The organism is Sediminicola sp. YIK13 (assembly GCF_001430825.1).
GTDB lineage: Bacteria > Bacteroidota > Bacteroidia > Flavobacteriales > Flavobacteriaceae > Sediminicola.
Window position 1 is genome coordinate 433,476 of sequence record NZ_CP010535.1, and the last position, 16,641, is coordinate 450,116.

Annotated in this window: 18 protein-coding genes and 1 other RNA gene; 8 read left to right on the plus strand and 11 right to left on the minus strand. The window is 40.3% G+C overall.

Annotated features, from left to right (window positions below):
- Window positions 1-103 precede the first annotated feature (103 nt).
- An RNA gene (gene rnpB, locus SB49_RS02010) (RNase P RNA component class A) lies at window positions 104-417 on the plus strand.
- A 9-nt stretch (window positions 418-426) separates the two neighbouring features.
- Here the strand turns inward: rnpB and SB49_RS02015 are convergent.
- The 4 genes from SB49_RS02015 to SB49_RS02030 are packed head-to-tail and all read right to left on the minus strand — an operon-like array spanning window position 427 to window position 3,378.
- Window positions 427-1,371 (minus strand): pyridoxal-phosphate dependent enzyme, encoded by a 945-nt coding sequence (locus tag SB49_RS02015; protein ID WP_062053369.1) that lies wholly within the window; start codon window positions 1,369-1,371, stop codon window positions 427-429.
- A gap of 3 nt (window positions 1,372-1,374) precedes the next feature.
- The gene (locus SB49_RS02020) at window positions 1,375-1,917 is read right to left on the minus strand and encodes an RsmD family RNA methyltransferase (RefSeq protein ID WP_062053371.1); all 543 of its coding nucleotides are present in this window, start codon (window positions 1,915-1,917) and stop codon (window positions 1,375-1,377) included.
- Complete coding sequence (locus tag SB49_RS02025; protein ID WP_062053373.1) at window positions 1,917-2,750, minus strand: DUF3822 family protein; 834 nt, start codon at window positions 2,748-2,750, stop codon at window positions 1,917-1,919. Before SB49_RS02025 ends, SB49_RS02020 begins: the two co-directional genes overlap by 1 nt.
- Window positions 2,725-3,378, minus strand: coding sequence for a hypothetical protein (locus tag SB49_RS02030; protein WP_062053375.1), 654 nt, complete (start codon window positions 3,376-3,378; stop codon window positions 2,725-2,727). Before SB49_RS02030 ends, SB49_RS02025 begins: the two co-directional genes overlap by 26 nt.
- Window positions 3,379-3,481: 103 nt before the next feature.
- On the opposite strand from SB49_RS02030, the gene SB49_RS02035 reads away from it, so the two are divergent.
- From SB49_RS02035 to SB49_RS02060, 6 genes are all read left to right on the plus strand, one after another.
- Window positions 3,482-4,915, plus strand: coding sequence for an ATP-dependent DNA helicase (locus SB49_RS02035; RefSeq protein WP_062053377.1), 1,434 nt, complete (start codon window positions 3,482-3,484; stop codon window positions 4,913-4,915).
- A 33-nt stretch (window positions 4,916-4,948) separates the two neighbouring features.
- Window positions 4,949-5,512 carry a DUF4126 domain-containing protein gene (locus SB49_RS02040; RefSeq protein ID WP_062053379.1) on the plus strand — a complete coding sequence of 188 codons (564 nt, stop codon included), beginning with the start codon at window positions 4,949-4,951 and terminating at the stop codon, window positions 5,510-5,512.
- Between the two features lie 18 nt (window positions 5,513-5,530).
- On the plus strand, window positions 5,531-6,259 hold the full coding sequence (kdsB, locus tag SB49_RS02045; RefSeq protein ID WP_062053381.1) for a 3-deoxy-manno-octulosonate cytidylyltransferase: 729 nt from the start codon (window positions 5,531-5,533) through the stop codon (window positions 6,257-6,259).
- Window positions 6,250-6,978 carry an HAD family hydrolase gene (locus tag SB49_RS02050; protein ID WP_062053383.1) on the plus strand — a complete coding sequence of 243 codons (729 nt, stop codon included), beginning with the start codon at window positions 6,250-6,252 and terminating at the stop codon, window positions 6,976-6,978. The genes kdsB and SB49_RS02050 overlap by 10 nt, the downstream gene beginning before the upstream one ends.
- A 15-nt stretch (window positions 6,979-6,993) precedes the next feature.
- On the plus strand, window positions 6,994-8,073 hold the full coding sequence (locus SB49_RS02055) for an iron-containing alcohol dehydrogenase family protein (RefSeq protein ID WP_062053384.1): 1,080 nt from the start codon (window positions 6,994-6,996) through the stop codon (window positions 8,071-8,073).
- 70 nt (window positions 8,074-8,143) lie between these two features.
- On the plus strand, window positions 8,144-8,683 hold the full coding sequence (locus SB49_RS02060; protein ID WP_062053386.1) for a 1-acyl-sn-glycerol-3-phosphate acyltransferase: 540 nt from the start codon (window positions 8,144-8,146) through the stop codon (window positions 8,681-8,683).
- Here the strand turns inward: SB49_RS02060 and SB49_RS02065 are convergent.
- The 6 genes from SB49_RS02065 to gcvT all read right to left on the minus strand — a co-directional run bounded on the left by SB49_RS02065 (window position 8,680) and on the right by gcvT (window position 13,527).
- A complete protein-coding gene (locus tag SB49_RS02065) occupies window positions 8,680-9,171 on the minus strand; it encodes a hypothetical protein (protein ID WP_145758342.1) in 492 nt (163 codons plus the stop codon). The two genes, SB49_RS02060 and SB49_RS02065, sit on opposite strands and share 4 nt — an antisense overlap.
- Before the next feature lie 382 nt (window positions 9,172-9,553).
- A complete protein-coding gene (locus SB49_RS02070) occupies window positions 9,554-10,264 on the minus strand; it encodes a YebC/PmpR family DNA-binding transcriptional regulator (RefSeq protein WP_062053390.1) in 711 nt (236 codons plus the stop codon).
- Window positions 10,265-10,330: 66 nt separating this feature from the next.
- Window positions 10,331-10,618, minus strand: a complete 288-nt coding sequence (locus SB49_RS02075) for a 4a-hydroxytetrahydrobiopterin dehydratase (protein WP_062053392.1) — start codon at window positions 10,616-10,618, stop codon at window positions 10,331-10,333.
- Window positions 10,619-10,702: 84 nt separating this feature from the next.
- The gene (locus SB49_RS02080) at window positions 10,703-11,524 is read right to left on the minus strand and encodes a sugar nucleotide-binding protein (RefSeq protein WP_062053393.1); all 822 of its coding nucleotides are present in this window, start codon (window positions 11,522-11,524) and stop codon (window positions 10,703-10,705) included.
- A 3-nt stretch (window positions 11,525-11,527) separates the two neighbouring features.
- Window positions 11,528-12,442, minus strand: a complete 915-nt coding sequence (locus SB49_RS02085) for a glutaminase (protein WP_062053395.1) — start codon at window positions 12,440-12,442, stop codon at window positions 11,528-11,530.
- Window positions 12,442-13,527, minus strand: a complete 1,086-nt coding sequence (gene gcvT, locus SB49_RS02090; RefSeq protein ID WP_062053397.1) for a glycine cleavage system aminomethyltransferase GcvT — start codon at window positions 13,525-13,527, stop codon at window positions 12,442-12,444. Before gcvT ends, SB49_RS02085 begins: the two co-directional genes overlap by 1 nt.
- Before the next feature lie 179 nt (window positions 13,528-13,706).
- Between gcvT and SB49_RS02095 the strand changes: the two genes are divergently transcribed.
- Window positions 13,707-15,317 (plus strand): aminopeptidase P family protein, encoded by a 1,611-nt coding sequence (locus tag SB49_RS02095; RefSeq protein ID WP_062058762.1) that lies wholly within the window; start codon window positions 13,707-13,709, stop codon window positions 15,315-15,317.
- A gap of 23 nt (window positions 15,318-15,340) precedes the next feature.
- Here the strand turns inward: SB49_RS02095 and thrC are convergent, their stop codons facing one another.
- A complete protein-coding gene (gene thrC / locus SB49_RS02100; protein WP_062053399.1) occupies window positions 15,341-16,636 on the minus strand; it encodes a threonine synthase in 1,296 nt (431 codons plus the stop codon).
- Window positions 16,637-16,641: the final 5 nt, after the last annotated feature.

Genomic DNA, 16,641 nt, shown 5'->3' on the forward strand with positions numbered 1-16,641 from the left:
GGCCGATTACCGCATGTTACAAATATAAAAATAGCATTGTATAAAGTGGCTTATTTGGGATAGTTTAAAGACTTTTTTATCAACAATTGAAGTATATTTGCCTTTAGCAGGTCGCTCTATCGCTTCCAATGTAAATTGGGAGAGGAAAGTCCGGACACCATAGTGCAGTATAGCGGGTAATGCCCGTCCGCCGAGAGGTGAGGACAAGTGCAACAGAAAGGATGTACAGGTAATGCTGTAGTGAAACCAGGTAAACTCTATGCGGTGCAACGTCATGTAAATCAGTGTTTGAGGGCTGCACGCCCGAGCTGAAGGGTAGGCGGTTTGAGCTTTTGGGCAACCAAAGGCCTAGATAAATGATAGGGGGTTCCTGATAACTCAGGATGAACAGAATCCGGCTTATGACCTGCTTTTTTTAGTATTGGATCAAAATGGTAAATTACCCAGATCTACATTTCCTCCAGATAAAACAATTCCCACCTTCTTTCCCTTAAAGAACTCTTTTTCCTTCAATAGGGCAGCAAATGGTACAGCACATGAAGGTTCAATTATTATTTTCATACGTTCCCAAAGTAGGTGCATCGCATCAATAATTTCTTTCTCTTCTACTCTAATGATCATTTCCACATAGTCCATGATGATGGGAAAATTGATATTCCCCAATTCAGTTCTAAGGCCATCGGCAATAGTGTCTGAAGATTCATTCTTTACAATTTGACCAGTTTTTAAAGATTGATATGCGTCATCTACATTAAAAGGTTCGCCTCCGATCGTATTACAACGGTGCCCAAAAAAATGGGCCGCCAGCGCGGTTCCGGCAATTAGGCCACCGCCACCTACAGGAGTCATTATAAAATCTAAGTCCGGATGGTCCTCCAGCAGTTCCATTGCGGCGGTTCCCTGTCCCAGAATAACATTAAAGTTGTTTGAAGGATGAAGAAAGGTGGCACCGTGTTTTTCTACAATTTCTTCTGCTGCTTTTTCCCTTGCGGCCAAATTTGGCTCACATTCAATTACCTCACCTCCATAACTGCGCACGGCATTTTTCTTTACTTGTGGGGCGTTGTTGGGCATAACGATGTAGGCCTTAACACCTATGGATCTTGCCGCTAAAGACAGTGCTTGCGCAAAGTTGCCGGAGGAATGGGTGACTACGCCTTTTGCTTGTTGTGCTGCGGTAAGCTTGCTTATGGCATGGACGGCTCCCCTCATTTTGAAGGAACCTGCCCGTTGAAAATTTTCACATTTAAAAAACAAGTCCACCCCAGAAAGTTCATTGAGTAGGGTAGAGGTCAAAACTGGCGTACGGTGTATATGTTCCTGTACGATAGCTTTACATTCAAGTAAAAGGTTCTTGGTTATGCGTGTCATACATTAAGAGGATTGTTCAAAAAAACTAAAAACGCTTACCCCATACCTTCTTTGGTTGGTGAAATGTTCTAACCCTGATAAATCGGTGTATTTGGAATGCTCAATGATCAGAACACCATCGTCCAATAGCAGACCTTTATTAAATACCAATTCCGGTATTTTTGAAAAATCTTCCAGGGACATGTCATACGGTGGGTCGGCAAAAATAATATTGGATTTAAAGCTGGCCTTTTCCAAATAATTGAACACATCACTTTTTATGGTAGAGATATTGAAGTCTAGTTCCTGGGCTATTTTGTTGATGAATTTTACACAACCAAAATCGGCATCTACGCTGACGATTTGCTCCGTTCCCCTCGAAGCAAATTCAAAACTAATATTGCCCGTTCCGGCAAAAAGGTCTACTACACTTACTTCGTTAAAATAATATGTATTGTTGATGATATTGAACAAGGCCTCTTTAGCCATGTCCGTCGTTGGTCTCACGGGAAGCTTTTTAGGGGCAATTATTCTTCTACCTTTATAGTTACCTGATATTATTCGCATTAAAGGGTTTTTAGTACTGTAAAATCTATAGCATCATCCTTGTCATTTCCTGTAATATGGTCAATGTTTGAAGGAATAAAGATTGATATGTTTTTTATGTAGTCATAAGCAATACCGTAGATTTCATCATCCTCATCAATAGCTCCAAAGAGCTTTAATTTTACAGTATTGGGATCCAATTTGAGCTGTTCAATGGTAAAAAGAAGGTAATAGATAAAGTCCTCTTTGGTATTGTAGTCGAAGCTGTTGTGCAATTGGAGTTTTTTATTGGACACCACTGTGATATCCAATTGCTTATCGCCCACATGAACATAGCAAACAGCATCATTGCCCGGATTTGGGGTGTTTAATAATGATTCTACCATTACGGTACTACTATGCTTAAATTCAAACTCCCCGAAAAGCTCATAAATGTAATTGTTTACATTCATAAAGGGAACATAAACATTCATAAGGTCATTGCCCTCCAACTCATCATAAACAATAATATCGTTTGTGAGCATTTTGGCATTGAACTTAAGGTAATTGGCTAATTCTCCTTCATCGAAAAGGGCTTTGGGCACCAAACTGAAAAGTTGGTTTTTATGAATGGCGATAACCTCTGAAAAAGCCGCCTTAGCTACCTTATATTTATCAAAAATCTCCTTTACTTTTTTCAAAAGTTCCAAGGGATTCACTTCCCGCTCGAACACTACATTCTCTGAAGCCAGGATGTGGTTGTCCACTGTGTCGAGCACACAAAAAGAAAGTCCATTCAAACTAATTTGAATGGACAACTTATGAAAATCCGATTTAGATTGCTCTAAATTATTTATTGTCTTGTTTTCTGTCATATATCGGAGGCCAGTTACCATTGGTGCTTACTTCAGTTAAGGAACCAACTCTAATTTCACTTCCGTTCACTTCTTCAACACTATTATGAGCATTTTCCCTTGCCAAAAGTTCTTTAGGCTGGTCACCTAAAACAACATTTTTCTTAACTTTGGCTTCAAAAACAGGAGCTTTATAACCGCTTTTTTCAATAATGTCTGCCTTCATTTCGAATTTCTCCCCTTGCGTGGCATAAGGAACATTCATCATTGTTTTATAACGATTGTCTTTCTTAAACAAGGAATCCTTTACAGAAACGAACCCTAGGGTATCAACAATTTTTACTTCTTGAAGCATATCAATACCATAGGTCTTGTTGAATTCCATATAAGAAGAATCCCTTTGCTGTGTGATGATGTATTTTCCAGTATCAACAAAACTGATAAGAGAATTAAAATCATTGGCGTACTTGCCATTGGCAGATTTGTAAGCCTCTTGTGAATTTCTAATATCCTTAAGTACAGAAACTACTTTTGCAAAGCGTTGCTCTTTTACTTTTTTGAATTCTATGGGACCGTTTACGGACTGATAAATTAAATATCCTAAACCGATACATACTATCCAAAGTACAACTTGTATTATGCTCTTCATTTTCTAAGTGTTAATTAAATTTTAGTGGTTATCACAAATCTACAATTTTTTTTTAATCACAAAAGTATTTGTCCTTAAAAATCCTGATTATCTTTGATGCCTTATGAACGCAATCACAGCCTCATCTTTCACCACAATTTTACGAGAAAAATTCCCCCATGATCCAACCTTGAAACAAAACATGGTCCTGGAAAAACTGGCAGCTTTTGTTTTATCCAAAGAAAAGGAGGTGGTGTTTATGCTCAAAGGATTTGCCGGTACCGGTAAAACAACCATGATTGGGGTCTTGGTCACCAATTTATGGCAGACCAGTATGAAAGCCGTCCTCATGGCACCCACGGGAAGGGCGGCCAAGGTAATGTCCAACTATTCCAACACCCAGTCCTATACGATTCATAGAAAGATCTATTTTCCCAAAAAGCAAAGTGGGGGCGGGGTTCAATTTGTCCTTTCTCCCAATAAGCACCGCAATACCATTTTTATTGTGGATGAGGCATCCATGATACCGGATACGGCCGCTGATTCCAAGCTCTTTGAAAACGGTTCTTTGTTGGACGACCTAATAATGTATGTCTACTCTGGTCATAACTGTAAATTGATCCTGATAGGGGATACGGCCCAATTGCCTCCTGTACACTTAAATTTGAGTCCGGCATTGGACGAGAACCAACTGGCTTTAAATTATAACAAGGAGGTTATCATGTTGGAAATGGATGAAGTGGTAAGACAGGCCGAGGATTCCGGAATCTTGCTAAATGCCACGAATTTAAGGGAGCAACTACAAAATGAATTTTTTGAGGACTTTAAATTTGATGTAAATCCATATAAGGATATTGTCAGGCTAATTGATGGCAATGAGATCCAAGAGGCTATAGACAGTTCGTATTCCCAAAACGGAAAAGAGGAAACGGCCATTATTGTTCGTTCCAATAAAAGGGCCAATCTATACAATGAAAACATAAGAAATAGGATCCTTTATCTGGAAAATGAAATTGCTGTAGGTGATTTTATGATGGTGGTGAAGAACAATTACTTTTGGTTGGAACCCCAATCCGAGGCAGGTTTTATTGCAAATGGGGATATCATAGAAGTTTTGGAGATTTTCTCCATTAAAGAGCTCTATTCATTTAAGTTTGCGGAGGTCAAGGTAAAAATGGTCGATTATCCCAACCAAAAACCGTTTGAAACCGTCTTGATTTTAGATACCATACAAGCTGAGACCCCTTCTCTTTCTTACGAGGATGGGAATAGATTGTATCAGGAGGTGATGAAGGATTACGCCCACGAAACCTCAAAATATAAGAAGTTCCTAGCGGTAAAGAACAACAAATTCTTCAATGCTCTACAAGTAAAGTTTTCCTACGCCATCACCTGTCATAAGTCCCAGGGCGGTCAATGGGATACAGTATTTGTTGAACAGCCTTATCTTCCCAACGGTATAGATAAGGAATACTTACGTTGGCTATATACCGCTGTCACAAGGGCAAAGCGTCAATTGTACCTAATAGGCTTTAAGGACGATTTTTTTGTTGATTGAGAAAAGTCTAATTTTAGTGTTAGAATTTCGGTTATGACTGCAGAAACTATAATAAGCATTTTTTTAGGGGTTGGCCTTGCCGCTTCTGTGGGCTTTAGGGTATTTCTGCCCTTATTTGCCCTGAGCCTCGCCTCGTATTTTGGCGCTTGGGACCTCAATGCCAATTGGGAATGGATGTCCAGTCTTTCAGCCTTGATAGTTTTTGGGGTCGCCACGATCATGGAAATTTTTGCTTACTTTATACCTTGGGTGGATAATCTTTTAGATAGTTTTGCCATTCCGTTGGCAGGTATAGCAGGAACTGCTGTAATGGTCTCCACGGTAGCAGATTTGGAGCCTTTGGTCACATGGACCTTGGCCATCATTGCAGGAGGAGGTACCGCTACCGCCATAAAAGGGGCGTCGGCAACCAGCAGATTGGCATCCACAGCAACCACCGGAGGATTGGCAAACCCCATAGTGTCCGCGGTGGAAACGGGAACTGCTTTGGTAGTTACCATTTTGTCCTTATTGGCCCCCGTAGCGGCTGTTATTTTAGTGATAGTGATTTTGGGATTTATATTCAATATTTATAGGAAGCTTAGGCCGAAAATCTAATTTTTAATTGAGGAGTAAATGAAAATAATAGCAATGATCCCTGCGCGTTATGCTGCGTCTAGATTTCCTGGTAAATTGATGCAGGATCTGGTTGGGAAACCCGTTATTCTTAGGACCTATGAAGCTGCCGTAAATACGAAGCTTTTTGACGAGGTCTATATTGTCACCGATAGTGACATCATATACGATACTATTATAGAAGCTGGAGGCAAGGCTATTATGAGCCTCAAAGAACACGAGTGTGGTAGTGATCGTATCGCAGAGGCCGTAGCGGATATGGATGTGGATATTATTGTAAATGTTCAAGGTGATGAGCCTTTTACCGAAAAAGAGAGTTTGGCGAGTGTCCTGGAAGTCTTTAAGCATGACCCCAATAAGGAGATTGATTTAGCTTCCTTAATGACCAAAATTACCGATTGGGAAGAAATCAGCAATCCCAATACCGTCAAAGTGATTGTGGACCAAAACAATTTTGCGCTATATTTTTCAAGATCCCCCATCCCATATCCAAGAGCTAAAGAGGTGAATGCCCCGTATTACAAACATAAGGGCATCTATGCTTTTAGGAAAAGTGCTTTGATGGATTTTCAACGTTTACCCATGTTGACCTTGGAGGCCACTGAAAAGATAGAGGCCATTAGGTATCTGGAGTATGGGAAAAAGATTAAAATGGTAGAAACACATGTAACGGGAATAGAAATTGATACCCCAGAAGACTTGGAAAGAGCAAAGAAAGTATGGAAGTAGATTACAGCAATATAAAGGTTATAGGATTTGATGCCGATGATACCCTTTGGGTAAATGAAACTTATTTCAGAGAGGCTGAAGAGGAATTCTGCAGTTTATTGGAAAAGTATGAGACCAAAAACAAGGTAGATCAGGAACTCTTTAAGATGGAGATAAAAAACCTGAACCTATATGGTTATGGAATTAAGGGATTTATGTTGTCCATGATCGAATCCGCTTTGGAATTATCCAATAATAAAATATCACAAGCAACGATTACGGAAATTATTGAAATAGGAAAGAGGATGTTGTCCCATCCCGTGGAATTATTGGCAGGTGTGGAAGAGGTTCTACAAAAACTCGAAGATCGCTATAGATTGATAGTTTTGACCAAAGGGGACCTGCTGGATCAGGAACGAAAATTAGAAAAATCTGGGTTATCCAAATATTTTCATCATGTAGAGGTTTTGAGTGATAAAAAGGAAGTTAACTATCAGCATTTATTGGACCATTTGGAAATTCCCGTTGCCGAATTTTTAATGATTGGAAATTCCCTGAAATCGGATGTGTTACCCTTGATCAATATTGGGGCACAGGCCGTCCATGTACCTTTTCATACCACCTGGGCCCATGAAGAAGTACCAGTGGAGCAGCAAGGCAACGGACATATAACGCTCAATACCTTGACAGATATTTTGAAATATCTGCCCGAAGGTAAAGCAGCAACTACTAAAAACTAAAATTTCATCCCTAATATGACGAAATATAGGAATTTTCCCATGGTGCCTAGAGTGGTTTTCGGCCAAGGTTGTTTTAAACAATTGGGAGAGATATTGCTGCCGAAAAGAAAGAGTTCAGAAGCTCCATTTATTTTTTTGGTCGATGACGTTTTTGAAGGGCATGAGCTTATAAATAATATCCCTTTGCTTTTTAATGATCAGATCATTTTCATTTCTGCAAATGAGGAACCAAAAACGGATCAGGTAGATTCTTTGGTATCCCAATTAATACATAGTTATACGGAGTTACCTTCTGGAATAATTGGAATTGGTGGAGGGACCTTATTGGATCTGGCCAAGGCAACAGCGCTTATGTTGACCAATCCTGGAAGCGCTTCAGAATATCAGGGATGGGATTTAATTAAAAAACCAGCTGTTTACCATGTAGGAATACCAACCATCAGTGGTACAGGGGCGGAAGTTTCCAGGACTACGGTTTTGTTGGGACCAGATAAGAAACTGGGTATCAATTCTGATTTTACACCCTTTGACCAAGTGATTTTGGATCCAGACCTAACTCAGGGTGTGTCCACGGAGCAATGGTTTTACACAGGAATGGATTGTTTCATCCATTGCGTGGAATCGCTCAATGGAACATTTCTGAATGCTTTCAGCCAGAGTTATGGGGAGAAGGCATTGGAGTTGTGCAAGGAAGTGTATCTCGATTCATTATCTGACGAAGATTCTAGAGATAAGTTAATGATGGCCTCATGGCATGGCGGTATGAGTATTGCGTATTCTCAGGTTGGGGTGGCACATGCAATGAGCTATGGGCTGTCATATCTTTTGGGGGTAAAACATGGTATTGGTAATTGTCTTGTTTTTCAGTATTTGGAGGAATTCTATCCAGAAGGTGTGGCCCTCTTCGATCAAATGAGGGAGAAACATCAGATAGAACTTCCAAAAGGAATCTGTGCGAATTTGAGCGATGCCGAATTTGATACCATGATACAAGTGGCCATGAGCTTGGAGCCTCTTTGGGAAAATGCGGTGGGTAAAGAGTGGCGAAAGACCATTACCCCAAAAAAATTAAAATCGATTTATAAAAAAATATAGCCCTTAAAGATTAATTATGGGGCTTGTGCTCCAAAGTTTCTATTGAGCTTTTAAATAATTTAAGAACACCATGCAGGCACTGGCGAAATTTATTTATTACAAACTATTGGGATGGAAAACGGTTGGCACCTTTCCGGACGTTGATAAATGTGTGATCATTGTAGTGCCACATACCAGTTGGGTCGATTTCTTTTTGGGATTGTTGATCCGTAAGGTTTGGAATCAGGAGATCAACTATATCGGCAAAAAAAGTCTTTTTGATTCCCCATTCGGATGGTTCTTTAAATGGACCGGGGGAGCACCTATCGATCGGAGTAAAAGTAATGATACCGTTAAGGCTACCGCCAAAGTTTTTGAAAGTAGGGATGTATTTCGGCTAACCCTGGCCCCAGAAGGAACACGAAAAAAGGTAGCGGAATGGAAGACCGGGTTTTATTATATTGCCAAAGAGGCTAATGTCCCTATTGTGATGGTGGCCTTTGATTTTGGCAAGAAACAGATCAAGGTATCCCAACCCCATTTTCCTTCTGGGGATTTGGAGAAAGATCTTAAGGTATACAAGGACTTTTACAAAGGGGTGATAGGTAAAGTGCCAGAGTATAGCTATTAAGCCTTTACAAAATTAAGGGTAACGCTTGCTGGTTCATCGTTTCCATCTCCATTAAAGTCCCATTCGGCCGTATCGGGCCCTCCATTTATTTGCAAGTTATTGGGAGTATACTCTATTCCAAAATATTCGTAATCATTCGGTTCTTCATCAAAACGGATGGCGAAAAACTCATTGTTTTCAAAAAACATTTCCCCTGTAACCGTAAAAGGGTCCGAGCCTTGCACATTGAAATTCATGGTAAACCGTCCATTGGATTGGGTAACTATGGAAAGTGAGCCTCCTTCTGCTATAATGTCCACTCCGTTAGCCTGGCTATTGGGGTCTGAAGGGGAAAAGAAGGCGGAGGTGGCATTCCATGTCCCTTGTAAATCACTTATGGAAAAGTCTGGTCCCGTTTTGGTCAATTCGTCTTCGTCTGAACTAGAGCAGGAAATAAATAAAAGTGAGAATAAAGTACCAAGTAAAAACATGTGGCGTAGCGTTTTCATGATATCTTGTTTTTTAGTAAGATTGTAAGACAACCATAGTGGACAATGCTTAAGGTATATAACCTACTCATATTATTAAATGACACACATCAGTATAGGAAACCTCTACTTGATTAAAAAGGTATGAAGTAAAGGAAGCACCAATTTAGGTAGATGGTCATATTCAAAAACCTTTATTCATGGTATTGATTGAAAAAGTCAAAATTTTTAAAACCCTAGCTATGGTTTTCTCGTAGGTAAGGGAAAGGAGAGTATAAGTTGGGGCTTAATCTCCTTTTAATAGGTAAAGAAAATTTGGTTTTATTTTAGGTTGTTTAGTCGAAAAAGGGCCATTGCAAACGCAATGGCCCTTTTCTTATTTTTCAATCTCTTCGAGATTATGTTACTCCTTCATGGAATGGTACACGTTCTGCACGTCATCATCCTCTTCAATTTTTTCGAGCAATTTTTCCACATCGGCTGATTGTTCTTCGGTGAGCTCTTTAGTGATTTGCGGGATACGCTCAAAACCTGAGGATAGGATTTCTATCCCCCTTGTTTCCAATTCTTTCTGGATGGAACCAAAGCTTTCGAACGGGCCATAGATAAGGATACCATCCTCATCGGCAAATACCTCTTCCGCCCCAAAGTCGATCATTTCCAATTCCAGTTCCTCCGGGTCTATCCCTTCTGCCGGAATCCGGAAGTTGCAGGTATGGTCGAACATAAATTCCACAGAACCCGATGTTCCCAAACTCCCGTTACATTTATTGAAATAACTTCTGATATTCGCAACCGTTCTGGTATTATTATCTGTGGCGGTCTCTACCAATATGGCTATCCCGTGTGGGGCATAACCCTCAAACAATACTTCTTTATAATCCCCAAGACTTTTGTCACTTGCTCTTTTTATGGCACGTTCCACGTTGTCCTTGGGCATGTTTACGGCTTTGGCATTCTGTATGACCGCTCTTAGCCTGGAGTTGGCATCCGGATCCGGACCACCTTCTTTGACTGCCATTACAATATCCTTGCCTATCCTTGTAAATGCCTTGGACATGGCAGACCAACGTTTCATTTTACGCGCCTTTCTAAACTCAAAAGCTCTTCCCATTTCTTTAATCGATTATTATGCTCTTGGCAAATTTAATATTTTTTAGATGTGATGCAAGACACAGTTTTATTCGCTTTCTATGATATTTTCTATGGTAGCCGCAAGCTTGAAATCCTTTTCGGTAACCCCGTCCGCGTCATGCGTACTTAATCTAATGGTTAAGGTCTTGTAAACATTGGTCCATTCCGGATGGTGGTTTTGGGCTTCGCACTCAAAGGCGATTCGTGTCATAATGGAGAAGGTCTCCTTGAAGTCGGCAAATTCGAAGGTGGTCTGTATGGCCTTTTCGGTATAATCCCAGCCGTCCAATTGGTCTAATCGTTCGTTTATTTCCTCTGTTGTCAGTTTTTTCATTTTGTCTATAATTTTTGGATTACTAAGTTAGGCATTACAAGTACGAGGTGCTCGTATTTGCGGACACTTTTTTTGTATTGATACCTAACTAAAAATATGATGGTCTATAATATCTTGGTAACTTACCTGTAAGTTTTTCGGCAACGTATTCGATTTGGGCAGCACAGCTAGAAAACGGTCCTCATTGGTGGTGAAAACCCTTTTGAATATAGGGTTGAAAAGCCCTAATTTTTTCACTATGTCTTTGATGAAATCTTCATGGTGTACCAGATCAGTGCTTCCCAAATGGTATATGCCACTCTTATTCCTATTGATCAAATAATGTATTTGCTGGGTCAGTTTGTCATAATTGGTCACATTGATGATTAGATTAGGGAAAACCTCAATGGGCTCATGATTCATCAAAGTTGTCTTAAGTTCCTTTATTCTAGGGGAACTGTTGCCGAAGACCATGGGAACCCTGATGATACCCATTTTTTCCTTGGGCAATCTGAGCAACATGTTTTCAATTTTTATTTTGAGCCTCCCGAAAACACTTAGGGATAGGGTTTTGTCGTATTCGTAAGAAGGAAATTTACTATAGGCATCAAATACGTTGGCAGAGGATATAAAATAAATTTGACAATCGTTCTTTTCAATATATTCCATCATATGTTGATGGGCCTGAATTTGGGAAGCAAAATCCCCCCGCAAAGCAGAAATGATCAATTTTGGTCTTATTTTTTCTAACAAGGGAACAATGTCGTCCTCCTGCATATCGTATCTAAAAAACTTCTGATTGTCCTCAAATGACCTCCTAGCGGAACAATACGTGCCATAAGTGTCAAAATAGGGGCACAGTTCCTTGTAAAGCGCGTTGCCCAGGAATCCACTTCCACCTAATATGAGAATTTTTTTAGTATCCAATACTTAAAAGATTGATAAACCGGTTTGTGTGGTAAATTTCTCCAAGGCAATCATCCCCAGCTTAGAATTTCCTTTGTCATTTAGTCCAGGTGACCATGTGGCAATGCAAAACTGACTCGGTAATAGGGCCACAATACCACCACCTACACCACTTTTTCCTGGAAGTCCCACTTCAAAAGCAAATTCCCCTGCCTCGTCATAAAATCCACAGGTCAACATTATGGCATTCACCCTTTTTACTTGGTTGATATTCAAAAAGGTGCTCCCTCTTCTGCATTTTCCCCTATTCATAAATATGAAAAACACCTCTGTGAGTTGTTTGCAGGACATTTTCAGGGAACACTGGTGAAAATAGAAGTCGAGCACATCGTCCACGTCATTCTTTATGTTGCCATATGACTTCAATAAATTTGCTGCTGCGTAGTTTTTATACCCTGATTTTTTTTCTGACTTGGCCACCTGGGTATCAAAATCTATATTTTGATCATTGGCCATTTTCCGTACATAGGCTAGAAAGTCGGCTTTAGGATTTTCCAAATGAGAAATCAATACGTCAGCAATGACTAAAGCACCAGCATTTATTAATGGATTTCTAGGAATTCCATGCTCAAGTTCCAATAGCGATAAGTGGTTAAAGGGGTCGCCAGAAGGTTCCACATCCACGCGTTCCCAAAGTTTATCACCCATTATGGCAAAGGCTTGGGAGAGGGAGAGTACTTTGGAGACACTCTGTATGGAAAAGGCTTCCTCTGAATCCCCGGTCCCGTAATGGTTGCCATTTGCATCAATAAGATGCATGCCAAATTTGTTTTTGTCTACATGTGCCAATTCAGGAATATAAGAAGCAACAGTGCCCCGGTCTTTCACCAATTTAATATCATGGGCAATATGTTCCAATATTTCCTGGAAGTCGTTCATTAGGCTTTATAAAAAGGTAATTTCACTACTGTGGCAGGGACACTATTTTTTCTAATTTGGATGTGAATGGTACTTCCTATAGTGGACAATTCAACAGGGACATAACCCAAACCTATTCCCTTGCCCATAGATGGGGACATGGTACCAGAAGTAACGATTCCTATTTTGGTTCCATTTTCATCTACGATGTCATAATCGTGCCTAGGAATTCCCCTTTCGTTCAATTCAAATGCGATCAGTTTACGTTTTACACCTTCTTCCTTCTGCTTGGCCAAAGCCTCGCTATTCACAAAATCCTTGTTGAACTTGGTAATCCAACCCAATCCTGCTTCCAATGGGGAAGTGGTGTCATTGATATCATTACCGTAAAGGCAATACCCCATTTCCAATCGCAAAGTATCCCTAGCTGCCAGGCCAATGGGCTTAATTCCGAAAGCTTCACCAGCTTCAAAAACGCGCTTCCATACCTGTTCGGCATCTTCATTTTTGCAATAAATTTCAAAACCGCCCGAACCGGTATATCCCGTAGCAGAAATAATCACATGTTCCACGCCTGCAAAAGGAGCTACCTCAAAGGTGTAAAATTTAATGTTTGCCAAATCCACATCTGTAAGGGATTGCATGGCTTCAATGGCCTTTGGACCCTGAATGGCCAACAAAGAATATCCTTCTGAGATATTCTTCATGATGGCATTGATAGAAGTATTGTATTTGCTGATATGCGCCCAATCCTTCTCAATATTGGAAGCATTAACCACCAATAAATACTGCTCGTCCTTTATTTTGTAAATAATAAGGTCATCTACAATACCTCCCGTTTCATTGGGCATACAGCTATACTGTGCTTTCCCGATTTCCAGTTTGGAAGCATCATTGGAGCTTACTTTTTGGATCAGAGCTAGGGCATTTGGGCCTTCGATCAAAAATTCACCCATATGGGAAACATCAAAAACACCAACCCCGTTGCGTACGGTTTCGTGTTCTATGTTGACACCTTCATAGGAAACAGGCATGTTATATCCTGCAAAAGGTACCATTTTGGCCCCTAATGATTCATGTATTTTAGTAAGTGCTGTACTTTTCATGCGTTTGGTTTTGTGGTGCAAATTTATTGAAAATAAATCGATAGGGGAGAGGAGATCTTTATTGTTTTATCTAAAGTATTGTTAATAGGCAGATCAGGGATAAAAAGGCTTTGTTTTAGCTCTAATTGGTCAAGAAACCAATTAAATTATTTATTTTCATGGCTTCAAAATTGAATCAAATGAAACTTTCTTCTTTCCTATTTCTGTTTTTATCTATAACCTTTTTAGCAGCCCAAGAAACCCCTACAGATTTTTTGTCTGCAGATTTTCATAAAGAGAGAAGAGAAAAGGTACGTGATTTAATGCCTGCCAATAGTGTAGCTGTATTTTTTGCAAATGCTGAACGCAATAGGGCGAATGATGTGGATTATATCTACCATCAAGATCCGGATTTTTATTATTTAACGGGGTACAAGGAACCTAACTCTGTTTTGGTGATTTTTTCTGAGGACCAAACATCGGCCGATGGCAAAATTTTTAATGAAATGGTTTATGTGCAAGAAAAAGATCCTAGGGCGGAACAATGGAATGGGAAGAGACTGGGGGTTGAAGGAGTTCAGGATAAATTGGGCTTTGATGTAGCATTTAATGGGAGTGAATTTGAAAAATCGAATATCAATTTTCAGGGTTTTGATAACGTTTTGTTCTTCGATTTTAAAAATGATTATAGGGACTTAAGAGGATCTGCAGATCTGTTCGATTTGGTAAAGACGTTTAAAATAAAAACGAATTATCCGTCGGATTATAATGCGACAAAGCAGCAGATCTATAGCATGATTACCTCCACAGATATTGAAAACAGTGCCAATGTGGCCCAGACATTGGGAAGGTATTTGAATTACCAGGAGGACTTAAAATCGGATCAGTTATTAACGGGTTATGTAAATGCGGAGGATAATGGCAAGCGCAAGGAGATCCAGGAAAAGGTGAAATTGGAATTGAAATCCAATAATTTAAATTCTATCCTCTTGGAGGAAATTATGAATACCCTCCGCGAAACGAAAACGGCAGAGGAAATGGTTTTGTTGAAAAAGGCGGTTGAAATTTCTGCAGTGGGGCAGATCGAAGTTATGAAGGCCATGCATCCCAATATGAGTGAAACCGAAATACAGGGCATTCATGAGTATGTCTACAAAAAATATGGAGCAGAGTATGAGGGCTATCCTTCCATTGTAGGGGGTGGCAATAACGGCTGTATTTTGCATTACATTGAGAATAACAAGCAAAAAGTGGGCAATGAGCTTGTCCTGATGGATCTAGGGGCCGAATACCACGGGTATACTGCTGATGTGACCAGGACAATTCCTGCCAATGGAAAATTCTCAAAAGAACAGAAACTAATTTACGACATTGTTTATAATGCACAGGAGGCAGGGATAAAGGCCAGTGTAATAGGTGCGCCATTCCAAGCTCCGGGACAGGCAGCGCAGGAAGTGGTCACTAAAGGACTTATCGATCTTGGTATCATTTCATCACCTAGCGAGGTCAAGACATATTTTCCTCATGGAACGTCCCATTATTTGGGACTTGATGTGCATGATAAGGGAACCTATGGCCCATTTCAAGAAAATACAGTGATTACTGTAGAACCTGGAATATACATTCCTGAAGGCAGCGATTGCGATAAGAAATGGTGGGGGATTGCGGTCCGTATCGAGGACGATATCTTAATCACCAAGAATGGTCCCATCAACCTTTCTGGGATGGCTCCAAGAACCACAGAGGCCATAGAGAAAACCATGGCAATGCCCAGTGTTCTGGATAACTTTACGCTACCAAGCTTGGATTAAGAGAGGTTTTAGGTGAATAGCGATTACTTCGTCAACAAATAATTTTTGAGCTCGTCATACGTGGAAATGGCGATTGCCTTTTTCTTCTTATCCATAATTTTCGCAATCTTTTCAGGAAGGTCAATATTTTCCCTGATGGTTTCCTCAACAATGTCCAAGAACTTTACAGGATGGGCGGTCTCCAAGAAAATGCCATAGGTATTCGGATGGTTTTGCTGATATTTCTTAAGTCCTAAATACCCAACTGCGCCGTGTGGATCTGCCACATAGGAACAATCATTATAGATCTCCAACATGGCTTCTTTTGTCTCTTCATCCGTAAAGGAATAGGAGGAGATGTTTTTTGAAATGGTCTCAAAATCATCATTGTATAAATGGCGAATCCTAATAAAATTACTTGGATCCCCAACATCCATGGCATTGGAAATGGTCGCGATGGAAGGTTTTGGCTCGTACTTGCCCGTTTTCATGAAACTGGGAACAATATCATTTACGTTGGTGGCAGCAATAAAATGTTTGCAGGGCATGCCTAATTTTTGCGCCATGACACCTGCACAAATGTTTCCAAAATTCCCGCTGGGAATGGAGAAAACAATATCCTTTCCTTTGGATTTTGCTTGTTTGTATGCAAAAAGGAAATAAAATAATTGGGGTAGCCATCGCGCCACATTGATGGAATTGGCAGAAGTCAGCTGCATATTTTTCAAAAGTTCTTCATCGAGAAAGGCAGTCTTTACCATTCTCTGGCAATCATCAAAAGTCCCATCTACCTCCAATGCACTAATATTTTTCCCCAAGGTGGTCAGTTGTTTTTCTTGGATATCACTGACCTTTCCACTTGGATAGAGGATAACCACTTTTACACCTTTCACCCCTAGAAATCCATTCGCTACGGCACCTCCTGTATCTCCCGATGTTGCCACCAATACAGTTACTTCATTGTTTTCCTTGGCAGAAAACTCTCCAAGGCATCGGGCCATAAAACGTGCCCCTACATCTTTAAAAGCAAGGGTTGGCCCATGAAACAATTCCAAAGTGGCCACATTTTCTTCCAATTCCACTACCGGAAAATCAAAGTCGAGTACATCTGCTATTATCTCTTTTAATTTAGCTTCGGGAATCTCATCTCCGACGAATTGACGAATGGCCAAAAAGGCGATCTCGTGATTGGACAAGTCTTCTATGTTTTCAAAGAAAGAAGCCGTTAAGGGGGTAATGCTCTCTGGGAAATATAATCCACGATCCGGGGCTATGCCTTGTACTACTGCATCTTTAAAGGAAACAGACGGGGCTTGTTTGTTGAGACTATAGAAGTTCATTGAAT